Origin of the sequence: Paenibacillus sp. LS1 (assembly GCF_026013365.1) — a bacterium.
Lineage (GTDB): Bacteria > Bacillota > Bacilli > Paenibacillales > Paenibacillaceae > Paenibacillus.
On record NZ_JAPDOE010000010.1, the window covers coordinates 23,916 to 47,993 of the forward strand.

22 protein-coding genes are annotated in these 24,078 nt (G+C 48.0%); 16 read left to right on the plus strand and 6 right to left on the minus strand.

Annotated features, from left to right (window positions below; all coding sequences use genetic code 11):
• The first annotated feature begins 62 nt into the window (after positions 1-62).
• Complete coding sequence (gene dnaI, locus OM416_RS24865) at positions 63-1,013, plus strand: primosomal protein DnaI (protein WP_264934078.1); 951 nt, start codon at positions 63-65, stop codon at positions 1,011-1,013.
• A 181-nt stretch (positions 1,014-1,194) separates the two neighbouring features.
• On the opposite strand, the gene OM416_RS24870 is transcribed toward dnaI, so the two are convergent.
• Positions 1,195-1,350 carry a YqzM family protein gene (locus OM416_RS24870; protein WP_139331949.1) on the minus strand — a complete coding sequence of 52 codons (156 nt, stop codon included), beginning with the start codon at positions 1,348-1,350 and terminating at the stop codon, positions 1,195-1,197.
• Between the two features lie 265 nt (positions 1,351-1,615).
• Between OM416_RS24870 and trxA the strand changes: the two genes are divergently transcribed.
• On the plus strand, positions 1,616-1,933 hold the full coding sequence (trxA, locus tag OM416_RS24875; protein ID WP_017692451.1) for a thioredoxin: 318 nt from the start codon (positions 1,616-1,618) through the stop codon (positions 1,931-1,933).
• Between the two features lie 343 nt (positions 1,934-2,276).
• Positions 2,277-4,367: an excinuclease ABC subunit UvrC gene (gene uvrC / locus OM416_RS24880; protein WP_264934088.1), complete on the plus strand. Its 2,091-nt coding sequence runs from the start codon at positions 2,277-2,279 to the stop codon at positions 4,365-4,367.
• On the opposite strand, the gene OM416_RS24885 is transcribed toward uvrC, so the two are convergent.
• The gene (locus tag OM416_RS24885) at positions 4,336-6,033 is read right to left on the minus strand and encodes a CPBP family intramembrane glutamic endopeptidase (RefSeq protein WP_264934090.1); all 1,698 of its coding nucleotides are present in this window, start codon (positions 6,031-6,033) and stop codon (positions 4,336-4,338) included. The two genes, uvrC and OM416_RS24885, sit on opposite strands and share 32 nt — an antisense overlap.
• Positions 6,034-6,478: 445 nt before the next feature.
• Between OM416_RS24885 and OM416_RS24890 the strand changes: the two genes are divergently transcribed.
• Both OM416_RS24890 and OM416_RS24895 read left to right on the plus strand, forming a co-directional pair.
• On the plus strand, positions 6,479-7,798 hold the full coding sequence (locus OM416_RS24890) for a TrkH family potassium uptake protein (RefSeq protein WP_413775828.1): 1,320 nt from the start codon (positions 6,479-6,481) through the stop codon (positions 7,796-7,798).
• A gap of 54 nt (positions 7,799-7,852) precedes the next feature.
• The gene (locus OM416_RS24895; protein WP_074096339.1) at positions 7,853-8,524 is read left to right on the plus strand and encodes a potassium channel family protein; all 672 of its coding nucleotides are present in this window, start codon (positions 7,853-7,855) and stop codon (positions 8,522-8,524) included.
• 53 nt (positions 8,525-8,577) lie between these two features.
• Here the strand turns inward: OM416_RS24895 and OM416_RS24900 are convergent, their stop codons facing one another.
• Entirely contained in the window at positions 8,578-9,507 is a 930-nt protein-coding gene (locus OM416_RS24900; RefSeq protein WP_264934096.1) for a LysR family transcriptional regulator, read from the minus strand.
• A 302-nt stretch (positions 9,508-9,809) separates the two neighbouring features.
• Here OM416_RS24900 and OM416_RS24905 point away from each other — a divergent pair, with 302 nt between their 5' ends.
• From OM416_RS24905 to OM416_RS24930, 6 genes are all read left to right on the plus strand, one after another.
• Complete coding sequence (locus OM416_RS24905) at positions 9,810-10,478, plus strand: succinate dehydrogenase cytochrome b558 subunit (RefSeq protein ID WP_264934098.1); 669 nt, start codon at positions 9,810-9,812, stop codon at positions 10,476-10,478.
• Positions 10,479-10,521: 43 nt separating this feature from the next.
• Positions 10,522-12,264 (plus strand): succinate dehydrogenase flavoprotein subunit, encoded by a 1,743-nt coding sequence (gene sdhA, locus OM416_RS24910; RefSeq protein WP_036673387.1) that lies wholly within the window; start codon positions 10,522-10,524, stop codon positions 12,262-12,264.
• A gap of 476 nt (positions 12,265-12,740) precedes the next feature.
• Positions 12,741-13,505, plus strand: a complete 765-nt coding sequence (gene sdhB, locus OM416_RS24915; RefSeq protein ID WP_062837919.1) for a succinate dehydrogenase iron-sulfur subunit — start codon at positions 12,741-12,743, stop codon at positions 13,503-13,505.
• A gap of 175 nt (positions 13,506-13,680) precedes the next feature.
• Positions 13,681-14,655, plus strand: a complete 975-nt coding sequence (locus tag OM416_RS24920; protein ID WP_264934104.1) for a metallophosphoesterase — start codon at positions 13,681-13,683, stop codon at positions 14,653-14,655.
• A 58-nt stretch (positions 14,656-14,713) separates the two neighbouring features.
• A complete protein-coding gene (locus OM416_RS24925; RefSeq protein ID WP_264934106.1) occupies positions 14,714-15,445 on the plus strand; it encodes a metallophosphoesterase family protein in 732 nt (243 codons plus the stop codon).
• A 169-nt stretch (positions 15,446-15,614) separates the two neighbouring features.
• Positions 15,615-16,247 carry a GNAT family N-acetyltransferase gene (locus OM416_RS24930; protein ID WP_264934108.1) on the plus strand — a complete coding sequence of 211 codons (633 nt, stop codon included), beginning with the start codon at positions 15,615-15,617 and terminating at the stop codon, positions 16,245-16,247.
• Between the two features lie 413 nt (positions 16,248-16,660).
• Here the strand turns inward: OM416_RS24930 and OM416_RS24935 are convergent, their stop codons facing one another.
• Together OM416_RS24935 and OM416_RS24940 are read right to left on the minus strand one after the other, a co-directional pair.
• Positions 16,661-17,470 (minus strand): histidinol-phosphatase, encoded by an 810-nt coding sequence (locus tag OM416_RS24935; protein ID WP_264934110.1) that lies wholly within the window; start codon positions 17,468-17,470, stop codon positions 16,661-16,663.
• 30 nt (positions 17,471-17,500) lie between these two features.
• Complete coding sequence (locus OM416_RS24940) at positions 17,501-18,403, minus strand: LysR family transcriptional regulator (RefSeq protein WP_036605798.1); 903 nt, start codon at positions 18,401-18,403, stop codon at positions 17,501-17,503.
• A 457-nt stretch (positions 18,404-18,860) separates the two neighbouring features.
• Between OM416_RS24940 and OM416_RS24945 the strand changes: the two genes are divergently transcribed.
• The 5 genes from OM416_RS24945 (at position 18,861) to OM416_RS24965 (ending at position 23,733) form a co-directional block, all read left to right on the plus strand.
• The gene (locus OM416_RS24945; RefSeq protein WP_036605799.1) at positions 18,861-19,319 is read left to right on the plus strand and encodes a chemotaxis protein CheX; all 459 of its coding nucleotides are present in this window, start codon (positions 18,861-18,863) and stop codon (positions 19,317-19,319) included.
• Positions 19,320-19,375: 56 nt separating this feature from the next.
• Entirely contained in the window at positions 19,376-20,149 is a 774-nt protein-coding gene (locus OM416_RS24950) for an SDR family NAD(P)-dependent oxidoreductase (protein ID WP_264934118.1), read from the plus strand.
• Between the two features lie 210 nt (positions 20,150-20,359).
• On the plus strand, positions 20,360-21,733 hold the full coding sequence (locus OM416_RS24955; RefSeq protein WP_264934121.1) for a DEAD/DEAH box helicase: 1,374 nt from the start codon (positions 20,360-20,362) through the stop codon (positions 21,731-21,733).
• A 27-nt stretch (positions 21,734-21,760) separates the two neighbouring features.
• Complete coding sequence (locus OM416_RS24960; protein WP_062837910.1) at positions 21,761-22,513, plus strand: ABC transporter ATP-binding protein; 753 nt, start codon at positions 21,761-21,763, stop codon at positions 22,511-22,513.
• 2 nt (positions 22,514-22,515) lie between these two features.
• Positions 22,516-23,733, plus strand: coding sequence for an ABC transporter permease (locus tag OM416_RS24965; RefSeq protein ID WP_264934123.1), 1,218 nt, complete (start codon positions 22,516-22,518; stop codon positions 23,731-23,733).
• Positions 23,734-23,905: 172 nt separating this feature from the next.
• On the opposite strand, the gene OM416_RS24970 is transcribed toward OM416_RS24965, so the two are convergent.
• The gene (locus tag OM416_RS24970) at positions 23,906-24,034 is read right to left on the minus strand and encodes a hypothetical protein (RefSeq protein WP_017692471.1); all 129 of its coding nucleotides are present in this window, start codon (positions 24,032-24,034) and stop codon (positions 23,906-23,908) included.
• Positions 24,035-24,078: the final 44 nt, after the last annotated feature.

Genomic DNA, 24,078 nt, shown 5'->3' on the forward strand with positions numbered 1-24,078 from the left:
GTTGGCCATGGGTACACTTCAATTGTTCATTCTATATTGAAACATTAAGGGGGCTTGAAGCCATGGAATCCTTGGGAGGACTGCTTCAGCAGCTGAACCCTGCCTTTCGTGAGCAATCGCGGCGGATTGCGGCGGAGTTGATGGAAAATCCGTACGTACGCGAATTCCGCGCAGGTCATCCTGAACTGCAAGATGCACAGCTCATGACCGATCTGAGCAAGCTGTTTCAGTACGCCAAAGACTCAAAGAACTGTGCGAATTGTCCGGGACTCGACAACTGTCCTAACGATTTTCAGGGCCACTTTTGCAAACTGGAAGTAGAACATTTTAACGGTAAACCCGAAATCATAGATATAAAAGCACCTTGTTCCAAACATACCGCCCGGCAAAATGAACATATCATTAAGCAACGAATTCGCAGTTTCTATGTGGACGAGCGTGCGCTCAGTGCCGGATACAACGATGTGGAGATTATGGGCAAGGATCGGATGCGTGCTCCGGCTGTGAATCAGGTGCTTCGGTATATTAGCGAGACCAAGGAGAACGGATTATCTCCGCAAGGACTGTTCCTGGAAGGGACATTCGGGACAGGCAAGACGTTCCTGATGTGTTATCTGCTGCATGAACTGGCGGTTGCAGGTCACACGGGTGTCATTATCTATATGCCTGACTTTGTGGAGGATTTGAAATCCATGATCAGTGAAGGGCAGAAGCTGAAGGAAATGACGGATATTCTGAAAAGTTGTGATCTGCTCATCTTTGATGATATCGGGGCCGAGAATCTGAACCCTTGGGTTCGAGATCATGTGATGGGGTCCATTCTGAACTATCGGATGAATCGCAAACCCACGTTCTATACGTCCAATTACAATCTGGATGGGCTTGAAAAACACCTTAGCTTCACCAACCGGGACGGCGAGGAAATGAATAAAGGCCAGCGTCTAATGGACCGGATTCGTCCATTCGTGGATGTTATCTCCGTTCGGGGTGAGAATCAGCGCGGCAAACGTTGACTCTACCGACTTAAATGAACGAAATGGTTCCGGAAACGGTTAATTTTCAAATGAACGGTGGAGCTTTTGATTTAGAAGCTGAGCTGATTGCAATCAAGCTCTAAAGTAGTCCCAAAAAAAGCCTGGATTTCGCATTGTCGCGAAAACCGGGCTTTTCTGGTCCTGCGTGAGCCTGAGTATCTTATTCGGTGATGAATTTGAAGATAACCATACCGAAAAAGATCACTGTCATCAGGCCACCCATGCCGGCAACACCCACGATCAGATCAAACAGATCGTTGCGGGGTTCCTCGTTCACATGTTCACGCGGGTCGCTGATCCGCACATTTGCGTCCATGTTATTGCCTCCTTATGGGGAATGACAGCTTGCCCGTATGGGGGCTGAAACCCGGAGTAATTTTAGTATACTTGGAAAAGAAAGCGTTTGTAAAGATTTTGCAGTTGGCTTGCCATATCATGCAATTGTGAAGATTTGATGTTGGGTAGATGAACATTGAAGTCGTTCAATTCACAAGTTTGATATACCTGTGTTATACTGGAAGTGTCGTTCACGACGTTACAGGTTAAAATAAACCGTAAGTATATATAAGGAGGACAATTTCATGGCTATTGTTAACGTATCCGATCAATCCTTCAACGCTGAAGTAGAAGGCGAAGGAACGGTTCTTGTTGATTTCTGGGCGCCTTGGTGTGGTCCTTGTAAAATGCTCGCTCCAATTCTGGAAGAGCTGTCCACAGAAGTTGGCGATGCAGTGAAAATTGCTAAAGTTAACGTGGATGAAAACCCGGAATCTGCTTCCCGCTTCGGCGTAATGAGCATTCCAACATTGATCTTCTTCAAAGACGGTCAACCCGTAGATAAAGTGGTTGGTCTGAACTCGAAAGATGCGCTCAAAGGCATCATTGCAAAACACCAATAATTTACCAGGCTTACACATACGCCTCCGGTTTACATGCCGGGGGCGTTTTGCGTCGAATACCTTTATATAGGACAATATAAAGTATACTATTTATATAAAATGAAACTTGAAATTTACATGATAACGGAGAGAACAGAAATGAGCTGTAGAAGCGAAGTGTTCGCCTAAAAGCTTTCTGAAAGAAAGCTACATCGGAAGCGTAGGCTATCACCGGATTTTCCCCTTTAAAAAAGGGAATCGAAAAGATCTGGGGATAACAGCGATCGAAAGATCATTCTGTCATCGGAGTCGCTCATGTAAGGTGAGGATTTCAGCTTTTTCGGGAAGGAGGATTCACCGAATTATGGACCAATTCATCAATGATCTGCAGGATCAGGAGAAGGCACTGGAGCAGATTCGCCACAAGCTCGCTTTGCTACCGGATATGTCTGGTTGTTACCTGATGAAAAACAGTGAAGGCACCATTATCTATGTAGGTAAGGCCAAGGTGTTGAAGAACCGCGTACGCTCTTATTTTATCGGCAGTCATAACGGAAAGACCCAGCGTCTGGTGTCCGAAATCCGTGATTTCGAATATATCGTGACAGGCAGTAACATGGAAGCACTCATTCTGGAGTGTAACCTGATCAAGAAACATATGCCGCGTTACAACGTCTTGCTCAAGGATGACAAGACATTTCCGTATCTTAAAATTACGAATGAAAAGCACCCCCGGTTGGAAGTTACCCGGCGCGTGCTGAAAGATAAAGCCAAATACTTCGGACCTTATCCGAACTCGTATGCAGCACATCAAACCAAAAAACTGCTCGACCGTATGTATCCACTGCGTAAATGCGGTGTAATGCCCAAAGAAGTGTGCCTGTATTTTCACATGGGACAGTGTCTTGCTCCTTGTGTGCAGGAAGTGGAGAAGGAACAGTATGATCATATTTCGCAAGAAATCGGTTCCTTTCTGAGCGGTGGGCATGAAGAGATCAAGAAGGATTTGCAGCGTAAGATGCAAGAAGCTGCGGAGGACCTTTATTTTGAACGTGCCAAGGAATTGCGTGACCAGGTGATCGCCATTGATGCAATGATGGAAAAGCAGAAAATTACGATGGCCGATGCCAGAGACCGTGATGTATTTGGTTTTGCCATTGATAAAGGCTGGATGTGTGTCCAGATTCTATATATGCGTCAGGGTAAAATGATCGAACGCCATGTCTCCACCTTCCCGTTTTATGGTGAGGCGTACAGTGACTTTATCTCCTACGTCACACAGTATTACAGTGATAATCCGGCATTGCCACAAGAGATTTTATTGCCGGAAATGCCCAAAGATATGGTAACGGGTGACGACAGTACGGATACGGTATCTGATGATGATGGAGCAGTACCTGCCGCAGTTACGGTGGAGTTCGAACAGACGGGACAAGTGGAAAAAAGTACCCCTTCCCAACCACTGGTTGCTGAGACTCGTGCAGCATATGGAGAGAATTCCGCTGAGGCAGAAGGTGAACAATCTGCGATGATGCAAGAGGACGCCACCACAACGGATACAGCTGCATCAGCTGAGAAACTCCCTGCAGGGCTGGAAGACCCAACCCAGGTTGCTGCTGCGTTACAGGAGTGGTTGGAGATCAAAGTGCTCATTCCACAACGTGGATTAAAACGGCAGATGATCACCATGGCCGTGGATAATGCACGGGTGGCACTGGAAGAGAAGTTCCGTCTGATTGAGCGAAATGAAGAACGGACATCCAAAGCTGCCGAAGGACTGGGACGCTTTATTGGACTGGATCAGCTTCGCCGAATTGAAGCGTTCGATAACTCGAACATTCAGGGAACGAACCCGGTATCTGCCATGATTGTATTTACGGATGGTAAACCCGATAAGAAGGAATATCGGAAGTACAAGGTCCGTTCGGTTGAAGGACCGGATGATTATGAAACGATGAGAGAAGTCATCCGTCGCCGTTATGAGCGGGTATTGAAAGAAAACCTGACCCAGCCTGACCTGATTGTGGTCGATGGTGGTAAAGGACAGATCTCGGCTGCGGTCGATATTTTGGAAAATGAGTTGGGGCTGTTTATTCCGGTATGCGGTCTGGTGAAGGATGCGAAGCATAAGACTTCACAGTTAATGATCGGTAATCCACCTGAAGTCATCTCCCTGCCTCGGGATAGTCAGGAATTCTACCTGTTGCAGCGGATACAGGAAGAGGTTCACCGTTTCGCTATCTCGTTCCACCGTGAACAGCGTGGCAAATCGATGGTGACGTCACGTTTGGATGCCATTCCGGGGATCGGAGAGAAGCGTCGTAAGCTGCTTTTGAAGCATTTTGGCTCTTTGCGCAAAATAAAAGAGGCCAGCGTCGAAGACTTCCGGCCTCTATCTATTGGTGACAAGCTAGCGAATCAGATTATTGTAGCACTTCGGGATGAGGAGTCGTAACATACGGCTTCTCTTTTTGTTTTGGATTGAATTTGTAGACCACATATCCAACGATGGCCGGGAGCACAATCCAGAAGAGTCCAGCAGCCATATTCAGGGCGTCACCCATGAAGATCAGGCTGAGTCCCATCAGTAGGCTGTCGAAGATCACATGGGCGAATACAACGGCAATGAAGCCGTGACGCAGCATGATTAGACTGAACAGCAATCCAATGACCATCAGCTCAATGGGACGAGTGATTACCGGGTAGATCGGATACAATGTGTGTCCAAGTGCCCAAATGATGGTCGGGATCAGACAGGCAATAAACGTGTTACGCACAATCTTCTGCATCATGCGAATACCGAACAGTCGATAGACCGTTTCTTCACCAATACCGGCCATCCAGGCCATAATCGGGAAGAGCCATGCATAGCTCATATTAAATGTAGATTGATCTGCTGACGTCGTTGACCAGGTGCCAATGCTCTTTTCCAGAATGAAGAAAAGGATGGATTGCACACCCAGCAGAATGAATGCCCACAGGTAACCAGCATACATACTGTGAAGTACATATTTTCCGTATCCCGGTTCTTTGGCACGAGGCCAAGGGTTCAGACCAATTTTACGCCACATGCCGTCACCGGCAACAAGGGATAGATAGATGGTTGCACTCATGACCAGTGTAATGCCTATCTGAAATAACATCAGGAACGCTAACATGAAGTTGGAGAATCCTTGTGCCTGAAGCAGAGGAATCATGTTCAGCGTGCCAATCACCGAAGCTGCGAAATACACCAGCGAGAGAATGATCCCGCGTTTGAAAGACGTATGTGTTCGGGTCAGAATGCTATAGATAATGGCCAGCACGCCCAGAACAAGGGTCAGGAATGCATAGCCGCCATAGGTCATCCAGTTGGCTTGACGCGTCTGAGCTTTCACATAATTGGTATGGGATTCAGGGACCGAGAAGCCAGGATCGAACGATCGTACTGCACCCTCTTCAAACGTAAAGTTCAGTTCAAGCTTGGAGTCTCCAATCGTTTTTGCAGCATCTGTATACTTCAGTCCCGCTTCACCATCGCGAGTATCCAGTTGAAGTGTCGGCACTTCATAGCCGAATTCGGTCAGAACACCAGCTGCCAGCTCTTCCTTCTCGTTCAGAGACATATTGCCTTCGGCGAGCACTTGCGATGTGGTCACTCTCCCACTGGCCTGCTCCGCCTCAATGGCGGTATAGAGAGAGGAAGGGATTTCTCGTTTGAATCCAACGACTTTTCCTGTTTTCATATGTACGTCAACATTTAAGTATCCGCCTTTGTCCTGATCAGGCAAACGAACGCGGTACACATCGTAAGGATAGGCTGTTTCCCATTTCTGGTTATAGGTGTCGAGTTGTTTGGTTTTCGCCATATACCCGTAGATATCGGAATGTGTCTGGTAGGTTACCAGGGTGTTTCCGGCATCACTTGGCAGTGTATAGTCATCTACAGAAGCTGCGAATGATCGTGCGGATTGCATCGCCTGCTCCTTGGTTATAAAGGAAGTGGACGAAATTTCTGTTGTTTGCGATGAGGTAGCAGGAAAGATCTGAAATACGAAAAATAGAATCAGGCCGATCGCCGCAAGCAACCCCAGACGCTTGAAGTTAGCCTTGAGTAGCAAAGGCTGCCCTAAGGGATTCATGTAATGGTGTTCCTCCTTCATTAATATGGATATTAAAGTAAACATAGCACAGGGCAAGCCCCGAATGCCAATCATGTAACGAAAACAGGTGCAAATCCATGAAAATGCATGAAAATGACCAAAAGAATCTGATCCATCCGTCGCCATATCTGAGTTTTTCCCTTTTTGGCTGAATTCGATCCGATTTACACAAAAAACGTTTTGTCTGCAAACGCCGCAGCGCTTATAATTTTGAAACAAATGTGCAATAATCCGCATGTCTTTCGCCGAACAAGGGAACGAATAGAATATATTCCAACTTCATTATATATGTCGTTTTAATCTGAATCATACATGTTTAACGTTTGGAAACAGCATTTCAGATGAAGAAGGCTCCACGTGGTGTGGAGTTATTTTCATTTTAGCAGAGGTGGATGATACTCAAGTGAAACTGAATGTTCAATGGATGCGTTTATCGCCACCACGTATTCTTGTTTTAGGGTTTGCTGGCATCATATTGGTAGGTACGCTGCTATTAATGCTTCCTGCATCCAGCCGCAACGGTGACAGCCTTGCATTTATTGATGCGCTCTTTACGGCAACTTCGGCCGTCTGTGTCACCGGTTTGGTTGTGGTCGATACAGGTACTCATTTTTCGATGCTGGGTCAGGTTGTGATCGCGATTCTGATTCAAATTGGCGGGCTGGGCTTCATGACGATGTCCACATTGGTTGCCATTGCATTCAAACGCCGAATCTCGCTGAGGGAGCGGCTGATTCTACAGGAAGCGATGAACCAGAGCACGATGGAGGGCATCGTTCGGCTGATTCGTAAAGTTGTGATCTACTCACTCATTCTCGAAGGCATATGTGGCACGTTGTTTGCCATTCGCTGGTCGTTTGACATGCCAATCGGACAGGCGATCTATTATGGTTATTGGCATGCGATCTCCATGTTTAACAATGCGGGTTTTGATATGTTTGGGGATTTCCGCAGTTTGACCGGATATGTGTATGACCCGCTGGTGAATTTTACGGCCATGTTCTTGATTGTCGCTGGTGGCATCGGTTTTGTGGTGCTGTCCGATCTGGTGGATTACCGCAAAACGCGGAAGCTGTCTCTACATTCCAAAGTGGTACTCCTGATGACTGGATTGTTGATTGTGTTTGGTGCACTCGTTATTTTCGTATTTGAATTGAGTAATCCCCGGACGCTCGGCGGTCTGAACTGGGGCGGGAAAATACTCGGTTCTTTCTTCCAGTCGGTTACACCGCGAACAGCAGGGGCCAATACGGTAGACATTGCCGGGCTCAGGCAGGCAACGCAGTTCTTCATCATCATTTTGATGTTCATCGGTGCTTCACCGGGCTCTACCGGGGGCGGGATCAAAACGACGACATTTATGATTATGGCTGGCGCGGTCATCGCCATGATGCGTGGACGTGAAGATATCGTATTTTTCCGCTATCGGCTGGTACAGGAACGGATTTTCAAGGCACTTACTATTACACTGCTGGCGCTCTTGTTCATCATAGCCGTAACGATGGCGCTGAGTACCACGGAAGAAGCCAGTTTTATGATGATTTTATTTGAAACGACATCGGCCTTTGGCACCGTGGGATTATCGCTCGGACTGACGCTGAAGCTGACCACCATCGGGAAGCTCCTGATCTGTTTTACGATGTTTGCAGGAAGGCTCGGACCCATCACATTAGCGTATGCACTTGGGCAGAAAAAGGGTAAAGAGTTATACAGGTATCCGGAAGGCAAAATGATTATTGGATGAATCCATTTTTAGTGAGTTATGAAATTGATTTGGATGAGGGGTTCGTGAAGAACAATGAAAACACAGCAGTTTGCGGTAATTGGGCTCGGGCGGTTTGGCTCCAGTCTGGCACAGGAATTAATGGAACTCGGCTACGAGGTGCTCGGGATCGATAAAAATGAAGAAGTCGTCGAAGACATGAGTGAATTGGTCACCCATGCCGTTGTAGCCGATGCCACAGATGAGGAAGTGTTGCGCTCTCTGGGTATTCGTAATTTTGACTGCTGCATCGTTGCCATCGGGGATGATATCCAGACGAGCATTCTCACCGCCATCCTGTTAAAAGAGCTGGGCGTCAAGACGGTCGTGGCCAAGGCCATATCCGTTCTTCACGGTCGAGCGCTGGATAAACTGGGGATTGATCGTGTCGTCTACCCTGAACGGGATATGGGCATTCGGGTTGCCCATCAGCTGGTTACCCCGAATTTGCTAGATTACATCGAACTATCCAATGATTACAGTATTGTCGAGATGAAGGTTCCCGCCTGTCTGCACAACAAAACCCTTTCGACCCTGAATGCACGCGTACGCTTTGGGTGCAGCATTGTGGCGTTACAGAAAGAAGCCGGTGTCATTATTGCCCCGACGGCACTGGATTCGCTTCAGATGGGGGATATCATGGTCATTATTGGTAATAATGCAGATATCGACCGGTTTGAAGAAGAGGTTATCAGCCAGGAAAGCTGATAATTAAAGATGAGTTAAAAAGGGAGCCAGGCGTTGGAACCTGACTCATCAGATTAAGGCAAAGGCGTCGTAGTCCTCCGTGAGGGCAACGGCGCCTTTGCTGTAAAGAGCGCAGCCGTCTCCTTGACCCATTGTCTGGAGGTCTCGCTGAGGTCTTCTTTTTCCCCATAGATCATGCAGGTAGTTCTTCGGGTCTGCTGTAGTTGTGGCAAATGAACAGAAACCAGGTCATTGTCCGCGAGCAATTGTGGACGGAGATAGGACTTGGGCAACAGAGCAGCGGCTTTGGCAGAAGGCAGAAGTCGGATGATCGCTTCGAAGGAATCAATCTCCATGCGAATATCCGGCATCACAGCACAGCGCTGGAAGAGGTCGTCCGTTAATTTGCGGTACCAGGTGCCCTTGGAGAACGTGATCATCGGCAGATCCTGTAAATGCTCCATCCCGGCTTCCTTGCCGGACAAAGGGTGCGTAAGCGGCACAACCAGCTCCAGATGATCATCAAAGAGCGGCACACAGTTCAGCCCTGTTTCACTAATGGAGGAGGCGACAATGCCCACATCGGCTTTTTTATCACGTACAAAAGAGACAATCTCATGCGTTTTTCCCGTCAACAATTTCAGTTCGGCATTCGGATGTTTCTCCATAAAAGCATTAACGAGAGGTGGTAATGTGGTTTGAAGCGTCGTCAGGCTGGCGCCAAGTGTAATGGTGCTCTGTTCTTCGTCTTTATACTGGGCCAGCATGGTCAGAAATTTCTGTTGTTGCTGCTTCTGTTCCACAGCGAACGTATAGGCGAACTGGCCCACACTGGTTAACTCTAGCCGTTTACCTCGGCGGTGGAACAGGGCAACTCCGAGTTCATCCTCCAACTTGGCAATTTTGCGTGAGAGTGCGGGTTGGGACAAGTTTAGTAGCTTGGATGCACGGTTCAGGCTGGATTGCTCCACGACCGCTGCAAATGCATTTAACTCTTCGAACATGAACAACGACCTCTTTTCCATGAGTGATGAGTGTGATTCTTGCCCTTGCTTAATCGTTTTCCATGTTGTATGGCCTGTAAACCCAATGTTTCACTGCTTATACCTATAGGTTATAACATTTAATAATTATATTGCAATTCCCTTATAAGAAAAAAAGGAGTAACATGAATCGTGACACAAGTTGTTCACACCTGGCGAAAACGGAACAATTTGTCGAACCTTTTCATGGAAAAGGATTCGTGTCATGATAAGTGAAATCATTTATGAAAACGTTGTATTTAGCGAAAGGGGATCGACATTTTATGAAAGGGTTTTACTCCAGAAAGCTGCACTCCTTGCTTGGCGTCATTCCGCTCAGTCTGTTCTTTGTTGAGCACTTGGTGACGAACTTCACGGCAGTTGAAGGCGGCAAAGAAGCTTTTTACGGTGCCGTTGCATTTCTGAACGGTTTGCCTCTTGTTATTGTGATCGAGGCGTTACTTATTTGGCTGCCGCTGTTCTATCACGGTGTTTACGGTCTTTACATTGCCTATCAGGCCAAGCCTAACGTGGGGCGTTACGGTAATGAGCGCAACTGGCGCTATACGTTACAGAGGGTAAGCGGTGTCATTACGTTTGTATTCGTCATCTGGCACGTATGGGAGACGCGTGTACAGATTGCGCTGGGTAATGTATCCCATGAAGAGATTGGCGGCGTCATACATGATGCGGTGACGAATCCGATAACCTTTGCGATATATATGATCAGTGTGGTTGCGGCGTCATATCACTTTGCCAATGGCCTGTGGTCGTTCCTCGTTAGCTGGGGAATTACAGTTGGTCCGCGTGCGCAACGTGTATCCTCTTACGTATGTATGAGCTTGTTCGCTATCGTTTCTATCATGTTTATTGCTTCACTATTTGCTTTCCGGAGCATTGATTTCCAGACAGCTACTTCGATGATTGACGCAGTTAAAACAGTTCTAATTTAAGCATTTAGCTTATAAATGCTGACTTATAAGGGAGTGAACAGCAATGGCATCAACGAATGTAATTATTGTGGGCGGCGGTCTCGCAGGCTTGATGGCGGCGATCAAATCGGCTGAAGCCGGAGTCCATGTTCATTTATTTTCACTGGTTCCTGTTAAAAGATCTCACTCTGTATGCGCACAAGGCGGCATTAACGGAGCGGTAAACACTAAGGGTGAGGGTGACTCGCCATGGGTACACTTTGACGATACGGTATACGGCGGTGACTTCCTCGCGAACCAACCTCCGGTTAAAGCAATGTGCGAAGCTGCACCTGGCATTATTCACTTGATGGACCGGATGGGCGTCATGTTCAACCGGACACCGGAAGGTTTGCTTGATTTCCGTCGTTTCGGGGGAACGAAGCATCACCGTACAGCGTTTGCTGGAGCGACAACAGGGCAACAATTGCTCTATGCATTAGACGAGCAGGTACGTCGCTGGGAAGCAGCAGGTCTTGTTACGAAATACGAGAACTGGGAATTCCTGCAGGCCGTTTTGGATGATGAAGGCGTTTGTCGCGGAATTGTAGCCCAAGATCTGAAAACGATGAAAGTACAGACCTTCCCGGCAGAAGCAGTTATTCTGGCGAGCGGTGGTCCGGGTATCATCTTCGGTAAAACGACCAACTCTGTAATTAACACAGGTACAGCGGCAAGTGCGGTGTATCAGCAAGGTGTAAATTACGCCAACGGGGAGTTCATTCAGATTCACCCGACAGCCATTCCAGGGGATGACAAGCTGCGTCTCATGTCCGAATCCGCGCGTGGTGAAGGTGGACGGATCTGGACGTACAAAGACGGCAAGCCATGGTACTTCCTTGAGGAAAAATATCCATCCTATGGTAACCTGGTTCCGCGTGATATCGCGACTCGTGAAATCTTCAGCGTCTGCGTAGATATGGGTCTGGGTGTGAACGGCGAAAACATGGTTTATCTCGACCTGTCGCACAAAGATCCGAAGGAACTGGATGTTAAACTCGGCGGAATCATTGAGATCTATGAGAAGTTCATGGGCGATGACCCGCGTAAAATCCCGATGAAAATCTTCCCGGCAGTCCATTATTCCATGGGCGGCATGTGGGTAGATTACAACCAAATGACCAACATTCCTGGGCTGTTCGCAGCTGGTGAATGTGAATATCAATACCATGGTGCGAACCGTCTGGGTGCAAACTCACTCGTTTCCGCGATCTACGGTGGTATGGTGGCTGGACCAAAAGCGGCTGAATATATCAAAGGACTTAAAAAATCGTCCGCTGATATCCCATCTTCCGTATTCGAGAAACACACCAAACAACAAAGCGACAAATACGAGGGCATCTTGAAAATGCAGGGCACGGAAAATGCCTATGTCATTCATAAAGAACTTGGCGAGTGGATGACAGCCAACATGACGGTTGTACGCTACAACGACAAGCTTGAAGCCACGATCGGTAAGATCAAGGAATTGAAAGAGCGTTATGGCAAAATCAACATGTACGACAGCTCCGGTTGGAACAACCCGAGCGCAGCGTTCACCCGTCAACTGTGGAACATGATTGAGTTGGCAGAAGCGATGACACTGGGCGCACTGCTACGTAACGAAAGCCGCGGCGCGCATTACAAACCGGAATTTACGGAGCGTAATGACGAAGAGTTCCTGAAAACGACGATCGCAAGCTGGTCGAAGGAAGGCCCGAAAATCTCGTACGAGCCAGTAGACGTATCCCTGATCCCACCACGTATCCGGGACTACTCCAAGGATTAAGAAGTACCACACTATTCATGCAATGAATAGTTAAACACCTGAACGGAGAGGCAGGAGAACTTTGGAGAAGCAGAGCTTCTTCAAAGTTACTGCCATCAAAGTGATGGAGTGAAGGTTCTCAGCAAAGATACTCTGTGTGCACAACGCAGCAGAGAAAACGAAAAGCTTGTTCACAAGCAAGCCACATATTTGCGAGGCTTGAAATTCTAAAAAATTACGGCAATCCAGCATGACTGGAGTACTGTTTCCAGCAAAGTGACCCAGTGCACGACGTAGCGGAGGAAGCGGAAATGCCCAGAAGAAGCGAAGCGCTCGCCTTTATCACCGGATTTTAACCCTGGAAAGGTTGATAAAAAAAATCCGGGGATAACAGCGATCAGAGGGGCATTCCGCTGACGAAGCGTCTCCCGTGCACCAAACCAGTAACTTTGCGCATCAGCAATACAATCATCGTCACCAGAGGAGGGGACTACGATATGGCGGAACAAGCTACAGCCAACAAAACCGTCAAGTTTATCATCACCCGTCAGGACAGCCCGGAGTCATCTTCGTACAACGAAGAATTTGAGCTTCCGTACCGTCCCAACATGAACGTGATCAGCGCCCTGATGGAGATTCAGCGTAACCCGGTTAATACAGATGGCAAATCCATTGCTCCCGTGTGCTGGGATTCTAACTGTCTCGAAGAAGTCTGCGGTGCCTGCTCCATGGTCATCAACGGCAAGCCACGTCAAGCGTGTGCAGCCCTGATCGACAAGCTGGAACAGCCTGTTCGCATCGAACCAATGAAGACATTCCCGGTGGTACGTGACCTGGTCATCGACCGTACTCGGATGTTTAGCGCCCTGAAACGCGTAAAAGCATGGATTCCGATCGATGGTACCTATGACCTCGGTCCAGGTCCACGGATGCCTGAGAAGAAGCGTCAGTGGGCATATGAGCTGTCCAAATGCATGACATGTGGTGTATGTCTGGAAGCATGCCCGAACGTCAATGAGAAAACAGACTTTATTGGTCCAGCAGCGCTTTCCCAAGTGCGCCTGTTCAATGCTCACCCAACAGGGGAGATGAACGCCGACGATCGTCTGGAAGCATTGATGGAAGACGGAGGCATTGAGGGCTGTGGTAACTCACAGAACTGTGTGCAATCCTGTCCAAAAGGCATTCCATTGACAACCTCCATTGCGGAAATGAACAAACAAACGACCAAGCATATGTTCAAACGCTGGTTGGGTGTATAATCTCGTCATAACCTGTGCAGAAGTGTAATCTGCAACTTAGAAGAAGTCGTGATCCCGTGCAGCAACATGCCGGAGATCCCGGCTTCTTTTTATGAAGAAGCAGAGGAACCGGGCTACCCATGCAGAATATGATATACTAAGGGGATGGATTAAGAGCGTAGAAGGAGGGGGAAATATGGCAGAGACACCGCGTCAGGGCAGCAACAACTCGCCGTCCCAGCGCTCGCACAAAGCACCAGGTGTAGAAGAGTCTGTGTTTCCTGGGGAAGAAAAGGATCATGATCCCTCTCGTCGAAGTTTCTTATTGCGCATGGTTTTGATGACGGCGGGTGCCAGTTTGCTCACAGGAGGTTATGCCTGGCTTTGGGAGCCGCGTCGTCTGGAAATCAAGCAAGTGGAGCTGAAACTGCCGAAGTTTCCGAAGGCATTTGACGGATTGCGTGTCGTTCAGTTCAGCGATGCTCATCTTGGTTTTCATACCGGGGTGAAAGAGATGAAGAAGCTGGCAGCGACGATTGAAGAGCAGCAACCGGACCTGATCTGTTTTACCGGGGACATCGTCGAGAGGGAAGCAGAGCCGATGCGTGAATGTATTCCGGTATTGGCCTCCATGCAAGCGAAGTATGGCAAGTTTGCGGTTTTGGGGAATCATGATTATCGGAGCGGGCAGCAAAATGAAGTGGCAACGATGTTCCGTGAAGCCGGATTCACTTTGTTACGGAACGAACATGTGGTGATAGAACAAGGAGGCGAACGTCTGGCCATAGCTGGTCTGGATGACGCACTTACAGGCAGGCCGGATCCTGCCCAAGCCATCAAGGGACTGGATCATGATGTGTGGAAATTGCTGCTCATGCATGAACCCGATTATGCCGACATTGCGACTCCCTATGGTTTCGGACTGCAGCTTTCCGGTCATAGCCATGGTGGACAGGTACGTTTTCCCTGGATCGGGGCACTGACAACTCCGCGAGGATCACACAAGTATGTTCAGGGGTTGTATTACACGGATGTCCAGGGGGTATATTATTCCACCCAGACGCAGATGCCCGTGTATGTGAATCGTGGTTTTGGCATGACCCAATTGCCCATTCGTTTTCTGTGCAGACCCGAATTAACGGTGTTTGAGCTTAAAGGATTAACCACATAAAAGGAATATAAGATGAACGCAAAACATAAAGGATTCAACATGAATGGAGGTTATCCAGATGGAACGAATTGCGATTGTATCCGACATTCATGGCAACATGACTGCCTGGGAAGCAGTGCTAAAAGATATCCGAAGTCGTGGCGTGGAGCGAATCTTTTGTCTTGGTGACCTCGTTGGCAAGGGACCAGAACCGGTACAGGTTGTCGATCAGGTGAGAGCGGCGTGCGAACTTGTCATCCGCGGTAATTGGGATGAGCTGGTTGCGGTTAACCAGGACAACGAGAATTTTACATGGCAAGCAGAACGGCTGGGTGAGGAACGATTGGCATACTTGGCGAGTCTACCTTTCAGTCATCAGTTTCAGCTGAGTGGTCGCACCATCCGCCTGGTTCATGCTTCACCTCAAAGTGTATACCATCGTGTACAGCCTTGGGATGAGCTGGAAAAGAGGTTAGCAATGTTTGATCCTCCGGCTGATGAGCCTGACCAAGGTATAGCAGATGTCGTAGGTTATGGTGATGTGCATAACGCATACTTGCAGTATATGAATGGCAAATTACTGTTTAATGCAGGAAGTGTTGGTAATCCGCTCGATCTTCCTCAAGCGTCCTACTGTATTCTAGAGGGTGAAGATAGCAACGATAGTAATACTCCGTTCAATGTTCAATTTGTGCGGGTACCTTATGATATTGAGCAAGAAGTAAATGCTGCACAGTCGGCGAATGTTCCTGCATTGGATTTTTACATCCGTGAGATTCGTACGGGGATCTATCGCGGGTTGCAGGAGTAGTCAGCACCCGAACCATAAGCGTTAGGAATTGAATGATGCAATAGGTTAAATACTAAAATGCGAATACTAAACTTCGTGGATCAGTTCAAAATGGTATTACGCCGGATCACCTTCAGAGCATGCTTGTCTTACCGGACTAGAGCCCGTTTAGGCAAAAGGAGCGATTGTCATGCTTACCCGAAAAATGCTGGTTCAAGGTCTGCCTGCTTTGTGGACAGAGCGTCTTGTCCTGCGATCATTGCGTCAAAGTGATTACAGCACATTATCGGAACTCTTTTCCGATCCTCAGGTCATCCGATATGTGAATAGGGGAAGCCAGCCCACACCGATCAGGGCTAGACGGTTATTGAACCAGATACGGAGCAGCAGCGCCAAGCTGGATTCGTTACATTATGGGATCTGCTGGAGAGGCAAAGAACAGGTCATTGGGATCACGTCATTCCAGCACTGGAATGATCAGAATGGCACGGCACAGATTGGTTATATCCTGAACAGATCCTGTTGGGGCATGGGGGTGGCTACCGAGGCGGTACAGCGGCTGCTGCAGTTTGGATTTGCCGATCTTCATCTACGGAGGGTTGAGGCCCGTTGTTATGAGGCTAATGTATCTTCCGAACGAGTGCTAAGTAAAATAGGGATGTCCTACGAGAGGAGTCTCCCCTCGTTCGCCCTACATGATGAGGATGACGAGACATCAGAATCCCTGATGGATGTCAAAGTGTACAGCATGTACCGGGAACAATACGTACGCCCGCTTCAGGAGAAAGACTTGCAAACCCTGGTATCTGACAAGCCGCAATGACATAGAGTAAGAGTAGTCGAACGTGAATGAATCGAACTTCAATCATTTGTTACACAATTGAAATATAGCTGCAATTGAACTCTAACAGACAAGGGGTAAACTTATCTCATGACCCCCTTTTTGATAATAGATAATGCTGTTGGGACCCGCGAGAGCGGGTTCATTTTTTTTGAATTTTTACACAGGCACTCCGATGACAGAATAACCCTCCGATCGCTGTTATCCCCAGATTTTTTGATTCCCTTTTGAAAAGGGGCAAATCCGGGGATAAAGGCGACCGCTCCGCTTCTTCAAGTTATTTCTGTCCTCTCCGTTATCGTGCAAAATATAGTTGTATTTCTTTATATAGGACACTACAAAGCCCCCCACAGCGTAAACAAGCGCGCTGTGGGGGGCTTTGTGTTTGCTCTATTTTACAGTGATACAATCTGCATCTGTTTCTGCTTGAAGTACACCCAGTCGGTGAATCCAATCTCCTTGAGGCGTGTACGAACGTCATCCAGCTCGTCTGCAACCCGCTGCGGTTTATGAGCATCCGACCCGAATGTCACCTTCACTCCATAATGATGGGCTCGTTCCAGAATGGCATCTGACGGGTACCATCCACCGCTGAGTTTGGTTTTACCTGAAGTGTTAATTTCGATGGCTACGTTGGATTCTGCAATGACCTGCAACGTTTCATCAATGGCCTGATCAGCGATAATTTCGGAGAAGGGTGGATAATTTCCTTTCATCGCATCAATATGTCCAAGGATCTGGAACATACCACTGCGAGCCGATTGCCGGATCAATGAATAATAGCTTTCTTTTACTTCAACTTTGCGATCATTGCTTAGTCCATTCCACCGGGTTTTGTTGAAGATGCTTACATCCTCGGTATGATGAACCGAACCAATAATATAGTCAAAAGGATACTGTCCCAGCGTGGTACGGTACAATTCCGCATGAGTAGGGAAGTAGTCAGATTCAATGCCGAGCAGCACATCGATTTTACCAGCGTATTCTTCTTTCAGAGCAAGGACTTCTTTCACATAATGCTGTAATTCCGACTTACCCATTGCGATCCGGGGAAATGCCTGCTCAAGCTCACTGCCAAAGTATGGCGTATGATCCGAGATACCGATGGCCTGAAGTCCTGCCTCAATACCTGCCTCTATATAATCGCGGATGTTGCCGTCTGCGTGACCACAACGAAAATGATGTGTATGAAGATCGAATTTCATATGGAATCCTTCCTTTCTCATGGCTCGTTGTCATTCTGAACTGATGAATTGGGTTTCCGGCATGCCTTTGAGGTCACTTATGAATTGCTGCATTGCTGAGTTGAGGTACCGACTGGACTTATAAATCACACCAACAGGGTGACTGACCTCCAGCTCACTTAAGGGTATCATTCGCAGTGTACCTTGACGCAACTCATGGGCAACCGATTGTTTGGATATGACAGCTGCTCCGAGATCAATCTCGACCATCCGTTTCACTTCCTCACTGCTCGACAACTCCATCACAATATTGGGTTCAATATTATGTTTCTTGAAGATGGTTTCCGTAAACCGGCGTCCTACGGTATCCGGGGACAGTAGGATCAATGGTGTACTGCGGAGCACATCCACGGCAGCATGTTTTTTCTTCGCCAGCGGATGGGAAGGAGATACCACGAGTTCGAATGTGTCATAGTACAGCACAGAGGTATTCAGGTTGGGATTGCGCTCCGTGAGATAACCGATACCAATATCAACCAGACCATTTTCGACCTGAGTATAGATCTGTGATGAAGGCAGGGATTGAATACTGGTTTTGATCAGTGGGAATTGATCTTGGAAATAGGATAACACCCTTGGCAAGATCTGAATAGCAATGGAAGTCGTTGTACCCAGCACGATACGTCCTTGTGGGGTTTCATCGAGATCGGACAATTTTTGTTTCAACTCGTCGACGATGTCGAGCATCCGTTCAGCATGCTCCAGAAATACCTGTCCGCGGTCTGTCAGGGTGACGGGTTGGTTGCGATCCACAAGAACGGTGCTGAATTCATCCTCAAGACTTTTGATCTGTGCCGAGACGGCAGGCTGGGTCAGGTTCAGAAGTTCTCCCGCTTTGCGGAAGCTCATCGTTTTGGAAATGGTAATAAGTGTCTCCAGTTGGCTTATGTTCATAGGTGACCTCCTTGCAGGCAAAGTATCTTGATTATGTAGTGTTTGGTGCGATGAAATCCCGTAACTGGTTATTGTTCCGTTATCTTAAATTATAGGTGATTCAGGACAGCAGAGCAATGAAGGTGATTGTCGGGATGAAAAGTAGTTCAAGAGACTGTGAAAAAAACGCGAATGCAAGAATTTGATTTTTTTAACAGTTGTGAGAAAACAGTCATAAAGTCCTAAATGCCTTTTGCCACCTACAATGATCGAAAAGCTTTCTGCAAAAGAAGTGAAAAGCTCCGTTTATTCGCTAGAATCAGCTATAAACATTTGCCCCACGGATGACGATAAATTATAGTACACATGGTTTAACGAATTCTTAATGAATTCTTGTACGTGATAAAGTATAATAAATTTATTGAATATGGGACTTTTGGTGTGTGACCAATAACCCAGTGTGAGGGGGACATAGACAGTGAAAGCGGAAGTGATTAATCCTTTCCTGGAATCGGCACGGAACGTATTCGAACAGCTCATCCAGGTTTCGCCTTCCACCGGGAGTCTTGGCGTGAAGAATGTAGAGTACATTGCAGACCATGTCTGGATCGTGATCGGAATGACCGGACAACTTAGCGGAAACATTGTATTTGGAATCAACGAACAAGTTGCACTGAAAATTGTATCTGCGATGATGGGCGGATTCGTTATCACAGAAATGGATGAAATGAGCAAAAGTGCTATTTCGGAACTCGGTAATATGATCAGTGGTAATGCCAGTACGATTCTGTCGAACCAAGGTGTTGTGGTCGATATTACACCTCCACAAGTGATGAAATCCGAACATCTGACTACATTTAGTGCAACGAAAGCACTGAGTATTCCTTTGCTGATGGACGGCATTGGTGAGATGGATATTCAGGTCATGATCTCGTAGAATAGAACCATACGCCTCAAAAGGCAATATGTGTTCAATACGGGAGGACATCACGGATGCTGAAAGATCAGGTAGTGTTTATCACAGGTGCATCGAGTGGTATCGGTGCGCTGTGTGCGCAGATGCTGATAGAAGAAGGAGCCATCCCGATTCTGGCCGCCCGTTCGCGGGACAAGCTGGAAGAGATTGGTGCCTCGCTGAAAGGGCAGCATGAATTGCTCACGCTTGATGTTACGGATAGTGAGCAGGTTCAGGCAGCTGTGGATGCGATATTGCATAAATACGGACGAATTGACATTTTGCTGAATAACGCGGGTTATGGGAAATTCGCAGCTATGACGGACATGTCTGTACAGGAATTCGATGAGATGATGGACGTCAATTACATGGGCATTGTCCGCTGTACCAAAGCAGTGCTGCCACAGATGCTGGAACGGGGTAGAGGACAGATTGTGAATGTGGCTTCCATGGCTGGCAAAATCGGTACAGCCAAATCCGCTTCCTATACGGCTACGAAACATGCTGTTCTCGGATTTAGTAACGCGCTGCGTCAGGAGCTTCGCAAGACCGGAGTCCTGGTGACAACGATTAACCCGGGTCCGATTGATACACCATTTTTCCATCGGGCTGACCCGTCTGGCAATTATGTGAATAATGTACGCTGGATGATGTTGAAACCGGAAGACGTTGCGGGTCATATGATTCGAGCGATGAAGAAGCGCAAGGAAGAAGTGAATCTGCCAAGACTTGCTTCTGCTGGCATATGGTTGTACCAGCTATTTCCACGGCTTGCAGACCGATTGTCGCACGGTGTAATGAATCAGAAGTAAACGCAATATTGGGCATCATATACGGGATGAAAGAAAGGCTCCGCCGAGGGGCTTTTCTTTTTTTTGTGTGCAAATGGACAATTCCTGAATAAGATTTGGTCCACGGGCTTTTTTCGCATATAATGAAAGGTAATGTGATGACAGGCTTCGGTTTTAGTAGGCACAAGCAGGGCTAGCATCAAAATGAATAAATTAAAAGGATGGACATACATGACGAATCAAACATTTGCTTCAATTGGCGTGGAACAGGATCTAGAGGCGGTTTTGGCCAAACATGGCATTAACGAACCTTCACCTGTGCAGGCTCAGACGATCCCGGTTATTTTGGAAGGCCGAGATGTCGTATCCAAATCCCAGACGGGAACAGGAAAAACGTTGGCGTATTTGCTGCCACTATTACAATCCATCAAAATGGATATCAAAGGTACACAGAAGCTTATTATTGCACCTACGCAAGAGCTGGCGATGCAAATTGTGCGAGAAGCGCAGCGTTATGCGGAAGAACGCAAGATCGGCGTATTGGGTCTGATTGGTGGCGCAGCAGCTAAACGTCAGATCGAGAAGCTGCGTGAGCATCCGCAATTGGTTGTGGGTACACCGGGACGACTGAAAGAATTGATTACACTCAAAAAACTGAAAATGCACAACGTTTCCACCATTGTTATTGATGAAGCGGATCAGGTATTCCAGCTTGGCGGCGTAAGTGACGTGAACTTTGTTCTGAAGAGTGCACTGCGGGACCGTCAGCTGATTTTCCTCTCAGCAACCATTGATGAGCATACGGCTGAACTTGCGAAGCGTGAGATGAAAGAGCCTGTTCATATCGGAATTGAACCGGACCGGGCTACGGCTGCGGGCCTTGAGCATTTTTATTTTGTAGAAGAGAACCGCAACAAAATTGACATGCTGCGTCGTCTGGTTAGACAGTACAATCCGGATCGGGCGATCGTATTTGTGAATGCAACTGAAGATATTGGTGAAGTGGAAGCGAAAATGAATCATCTGGGCTTGTCCGCTGCTGCGCTGTATGGCGATGCTGACAAAGTGACCCGCAGTAACGTATTGTCTGCCTTCCGTAACGGTAAACTGCAATTGTTGATTGCCAGCGAAGTCGCTGCCAGAGGACTGGATATCGAAGGATTGCCAATGGTCATTAACTATGACCCTGCATTTGACTCGGAGCACTATGTTCACCGTGCAGGTCGTACAGGCCGGATGGGACGTTCAGGTATTGTTCTGTCCATTGTGGACGAAACACAGATCTTTATTATGCGTAAATTCGCACGCGAGCTCGGGATTGAACTGCCAGAACGTGTACTCTTTGGCGGTAAAGTACTGGAGGCTGATCCGCGTCCGGACACGCGGCCTGAGGGACATTCGTTCTCCAGAAAACCAGGGCAATCCAGAGATCGCAAACCGGGTCAGGGCAGTCGCAATGGTGGTACCCGAGCTACAATCTCCAATTCGCGTCCAGCGGGTAGCAAACCAGCTGGCAATACAGGACGCACGGAGCGCGATCAGGATCGTAAAAACAAGGGAGCACCCAAGTGGAGTAAAGACAAAACGCCACGCTCCGAAGAATAGAATCTGACGAAAGGGGTGCAGGGATAGATGGAAAACGTTCAATCGCCTGTTCTGCAAATCAGTGGGCTAAGCGGAGGTTATAGTGCCAAACGGCCGGTTCTTCACGGCATCGATCTGGAAGTCGGACGTGGTGAGATGGTCGGACTGATCGGATTAAACGGTGCTGGCAAAAGCACAACCATGAAACATATCCTCGGCTTGATGACCCCTCAACAGGGCGAAGTGCGAGTAATGGGCAAGAAGCGGGACGAGGATGCGCAGATTTACCAATCGGCCATGGCATTCGTACCGGAATCACCCGAACTGTATGATGAGATGACGGTGATGGAGCATCTGGAGTTTACGGCAAGAGCGTACAATGTGTCGGAGGCTGACTTCAAACAACGTACGGAGAAATTGCTGGCATTGTTCCGCATGAATGAAAAAAGTACAAGTCTGTCGACTCACCTGTCCAAGGGGATGCGGCAAAAGGTCATGATCATGTGTGCTTTTGTGGCCGGACCACCACTGTACATCATTGATGAGCCTTTCCTGGGGCTGGACCCGCTGGGTATTCGCTCTTTGCTTGATTTTATGCTTGAAATGAAAGCATCTGGATCATCCATCCTGCTCAGTTCACACATCCTGTCCACGATTGAAAATTACTGTGACCGTTTTATCGTTCTACACCGTGGACAGGTCATTGCTCAAGGGACGCTGAATGAATTGCGCTCCCAATTCGGGGAATCGGATGCCACGCTGGAGCACATGTTCTATTCCCTCGTACAAGGCAGGGATTGAGCATGGATCTCAAGCTGCTATGGAAGCAAAGACGCACAGGATTCTGGAACGGAATTCTTCCTTATCTGGGTTACGTGATCCAGAGCGGTGTAGCTATGGTCTTTTTATTTCTCGTCATTGCGTTCTCCGCCTGGTATACATCGTTTGTCCAGAACATTCCCGCGGAATTTCCGATTCGCTGGATTGCATTGTTGCTGCTGGCACCGCTAGTGCTGTTTAGCAGTTATCGTACATATCTCCTTCCGGCAGATATCGTGTTCCTGCGACCACAGGAATACCGGATGCAGGAATATTTGAAGAACAGCTTTGCCCGGGGCATCATCTATAAAAGTCTGGGCTTGCTGCTTGTGTTTGTTACGCTGTGGCCCCTCTATGTCAGAGCAGATCTGGATGCACGGCCATTTGGCTGGTTCATCGTATTCCTGCTACTGTGGAAAGGGTTGTCCAGTTACGGAGCGTGGCAAGAGCTAAGAATGGTTCAGGTCGGGGCAGCAAGAGGATATCGCCTCTTGCGATGGGCACTGGCAGTGCTGGCGGTTGGCGCATGGCTGTGGCAGCCACCGCAGCGTAGCGTCTGGTTCCTGCTGCTGCTAGCTGTCGTCTACATCGTCGCCTTGCGTGTACCGATGAAACATCGGGTAGCGTGGGAACGACTTATTCAGGTGGAGCAGGGGCAGGCTGGCAGGGTTATGCGGACGCTTGGCTGGTTCGTGGATGTACCTTCATCCGGACAGAAAGTAAGTTCGCGTCGCTGGCTTAGCAAACTGGGAAGCGGTCTTCCCTGGAATGCAGGGAAAGCTTACCGATATCTGATTACCAAAACGTTTATTCGAACCGAAGTGTTCTCAATCGTGTTACGCCTAGTTGTACTGGGCATGTTACTATCCTGGTGGACAGCAGGCAGCTACTTTGGTGTAGGTGTGTATCTGTTCTTCCTGTTGCTTGCAGGTGTTCAGTTGGGTGCGCTGCGTCGCAGCCATAGTGAATCGTTCTGGATTATGATCTATCCGATCTCAGGAGAAAGTCGTCGTTCTCAGGTGTTAGGGTTCATATTCCATCTGCACGCATTGGCTGCATTGCTCATGTGGCTGCCTATGCTAGTTGCCGGAGTGAGCGGACTAAGCATCACCGGAGTGGCGCTCGTATTGGGCATACTGGTCATTGTAATCATGCGGCGTTCGCAAGGTAACAAGTGGTTGAAGGAAGAAGAGGACGAGTAAACGATTGGACACCTGACCAACTCGGATGATTAGATTGGGTTCATCAGTGAGAGGTACAAAAGATAACAAAAGAAGGGTATGCCGGGCTGTATCCCGGTATACCCTTCTTTGTGCTGTAATGGAATCATACAGTCAGATCACTTGGTTCTCGAGCAAGTGTGTGTATTTCGTACTAACAGAGGAACGATTTAGTGATAATCACGAGCAAGATGAACAGAACGAGAATGGCACCTGTGTTTGTAAATCCTCCGCCGTAACCGCCGCATCCATAACCGCCTCTTGTATCTTCAACTCCAGACATGGTCATTCCCCTTTCAAGTGGTTGTTTGGCACGCCCTTGCGTAC

What these genes read in the sequence shown, in the direction of transcription:
- uvrC (WP_264934088.1), top strand. Translation starts at nt 2,277, where the DNA reads ATGGACCAATTCATCAATGATCTGCAGGATCAGGAGAAGGCACTGGAG.
- OM416_RS24870 (WP_139331949.1), bottom strand. Translation starts at nt 1,350, where the DNA reads ATGGACGCAAATGTGCGGATCAGCGACCCGCGTGAACATGTGAACGAG.
- OM416_RS24920 (WP_264934104.1), top strand. Translation starts at nt 13,681, where the DNA reads ATGGCAGAGACACCGCGTCAGGGCAGCAACAACTCGCCGTCCCAGCGC.
- OM416_RS24970 (WP_017692471.1), bottom strand. Translation starts at nt 24,034, where the DNA reads ATGTCTGGAGTTGAAGATACAAGAGGCGGTTATGGATGCGGCGGTTAC.
- OM416_RS24950 (WP_264934118.1), top strand. Translation starts at nt 19,376, where the DNA reads ATGCTGAAAGATCAGGTAGTGTTTATCACAGGTGCATCGAGTGGTATC.
- OM416_RS24965 (WP_264934123.1), top strand. Translation starts at nt 22,516, where the DNA reads ATGGATCTCAAGCTGCTATGGAAGCAAAGACGCACAGGATTCTGGAAC.
- OM416_RS24955 (WP_264934121.1), top strand. Translation starts at nt 20,360, where the DNA reads ATGACGAATCAAACATTTGCTTCAATTGGCGTGGAACAGGATCTAGAG.
- sdhA (WP_036673387.1), top strand. Translation starts at nt 10,522, where the DNA reads ATGGCATCAACGAATGTAATTATTGTGGGCGGCGGTCTCGCAGGCTTG.
- OM416_RS24935 (WP_264934110.1), bottom strand. Translation starts at nt 17,470, where the DNA reads ATGAAATTCGATCTTCATACACATCATTTTCGTTGTGGTCACGCAGAC.
- OM416_RS24925 (WP_264934106.1), top strand. Translation starts at nt 14,714, where the DNA reads ATGGAACGAATTGCGATTGTATCCGACATTCATGGCAACATGACTGCC.
- OM416_RS24890 (WP_413775828.1), top strand. Translation starts at nt 6,479, where the DNA reads ATGCGTTTATCGCCACCACGTATTCTTGTTTTAGGGTTTGCTGGCATC.
- trxA (WP_017692451.1), top strand. Translation starts at nt 1,616, where the DNA reads ATGGCTATTGTTAACGTATCCGATCAATCCTTCAACGCTGAAGTAGAA.
- sdhB (WP_062837919.1), top strand. Translation starts at nt 12,741, where the DNA reads ATGGCGGAACAAGCTACAGCCAACAAAACCGTCAAGTTTATCATCACC.
- OM416_RS24900 (WP_264934096.1), bottom strand. Translation starts at nt 9,507, where the DNA reads ATGTTCGAAGAGTTAAATGCATTTGCAGCGGTCGTGGAGCAATCCAGC.
- OM416_RS24905 (WP_264934098.1), top strand. Translation starts at nt 9,810, where the DNA reads ATGAAAGGGTTTTACTCCAGAAAGCTGCACTCCTTGCTTGGCGTCATT.
- OM416_RS24960 (WP_062837910.1), top strand. Translation starts at nt 21,761, where the DNA reads ATGGAAAACGTTCAATCGCCTGTTCTGCAAATCAGTGGGCTAAGCGGA.
- OM416_RS24940 (WP_036605798.1), bottom strand. Translation starts at nt 18,403, where the DNA reads ATGAACATAAGCCAACTGGAGACACTTATTACCATTTCCAAAACGATG.
- OM416_RS24930 (WP_264934108.1), top strand. Translation starts at nt 15,615, where the DNA reads ATGCTTACCCGAAAAATGCTGGTTCAAGGTCTGCCTGCTTTGTGGACA.
- OM416_RS24895 (WP_074096339.1), top strand. Translation starts at nt 7,853, where the DNA reads ATGAAAACACAGCAGTTTGCGGTAATTGGGCTCGGGCGGTTTGGCTCC.
- OM416_RS24885 (WP_264934090.1), bottom strand. Translation starts at nt 6,033, where the DNA reads ATGAATCCCTTAGGGCAGCCTTTGCTACTCAAGGCTAACTTCAAGCGT.
- dnaI (WP_264934078.1), top strand. Translation starts at nt 63, where the DNA reads ATGGAATCCTTGGGAGGACTGCTTCAGCAGCTGAACCCTGCCTTTCGT.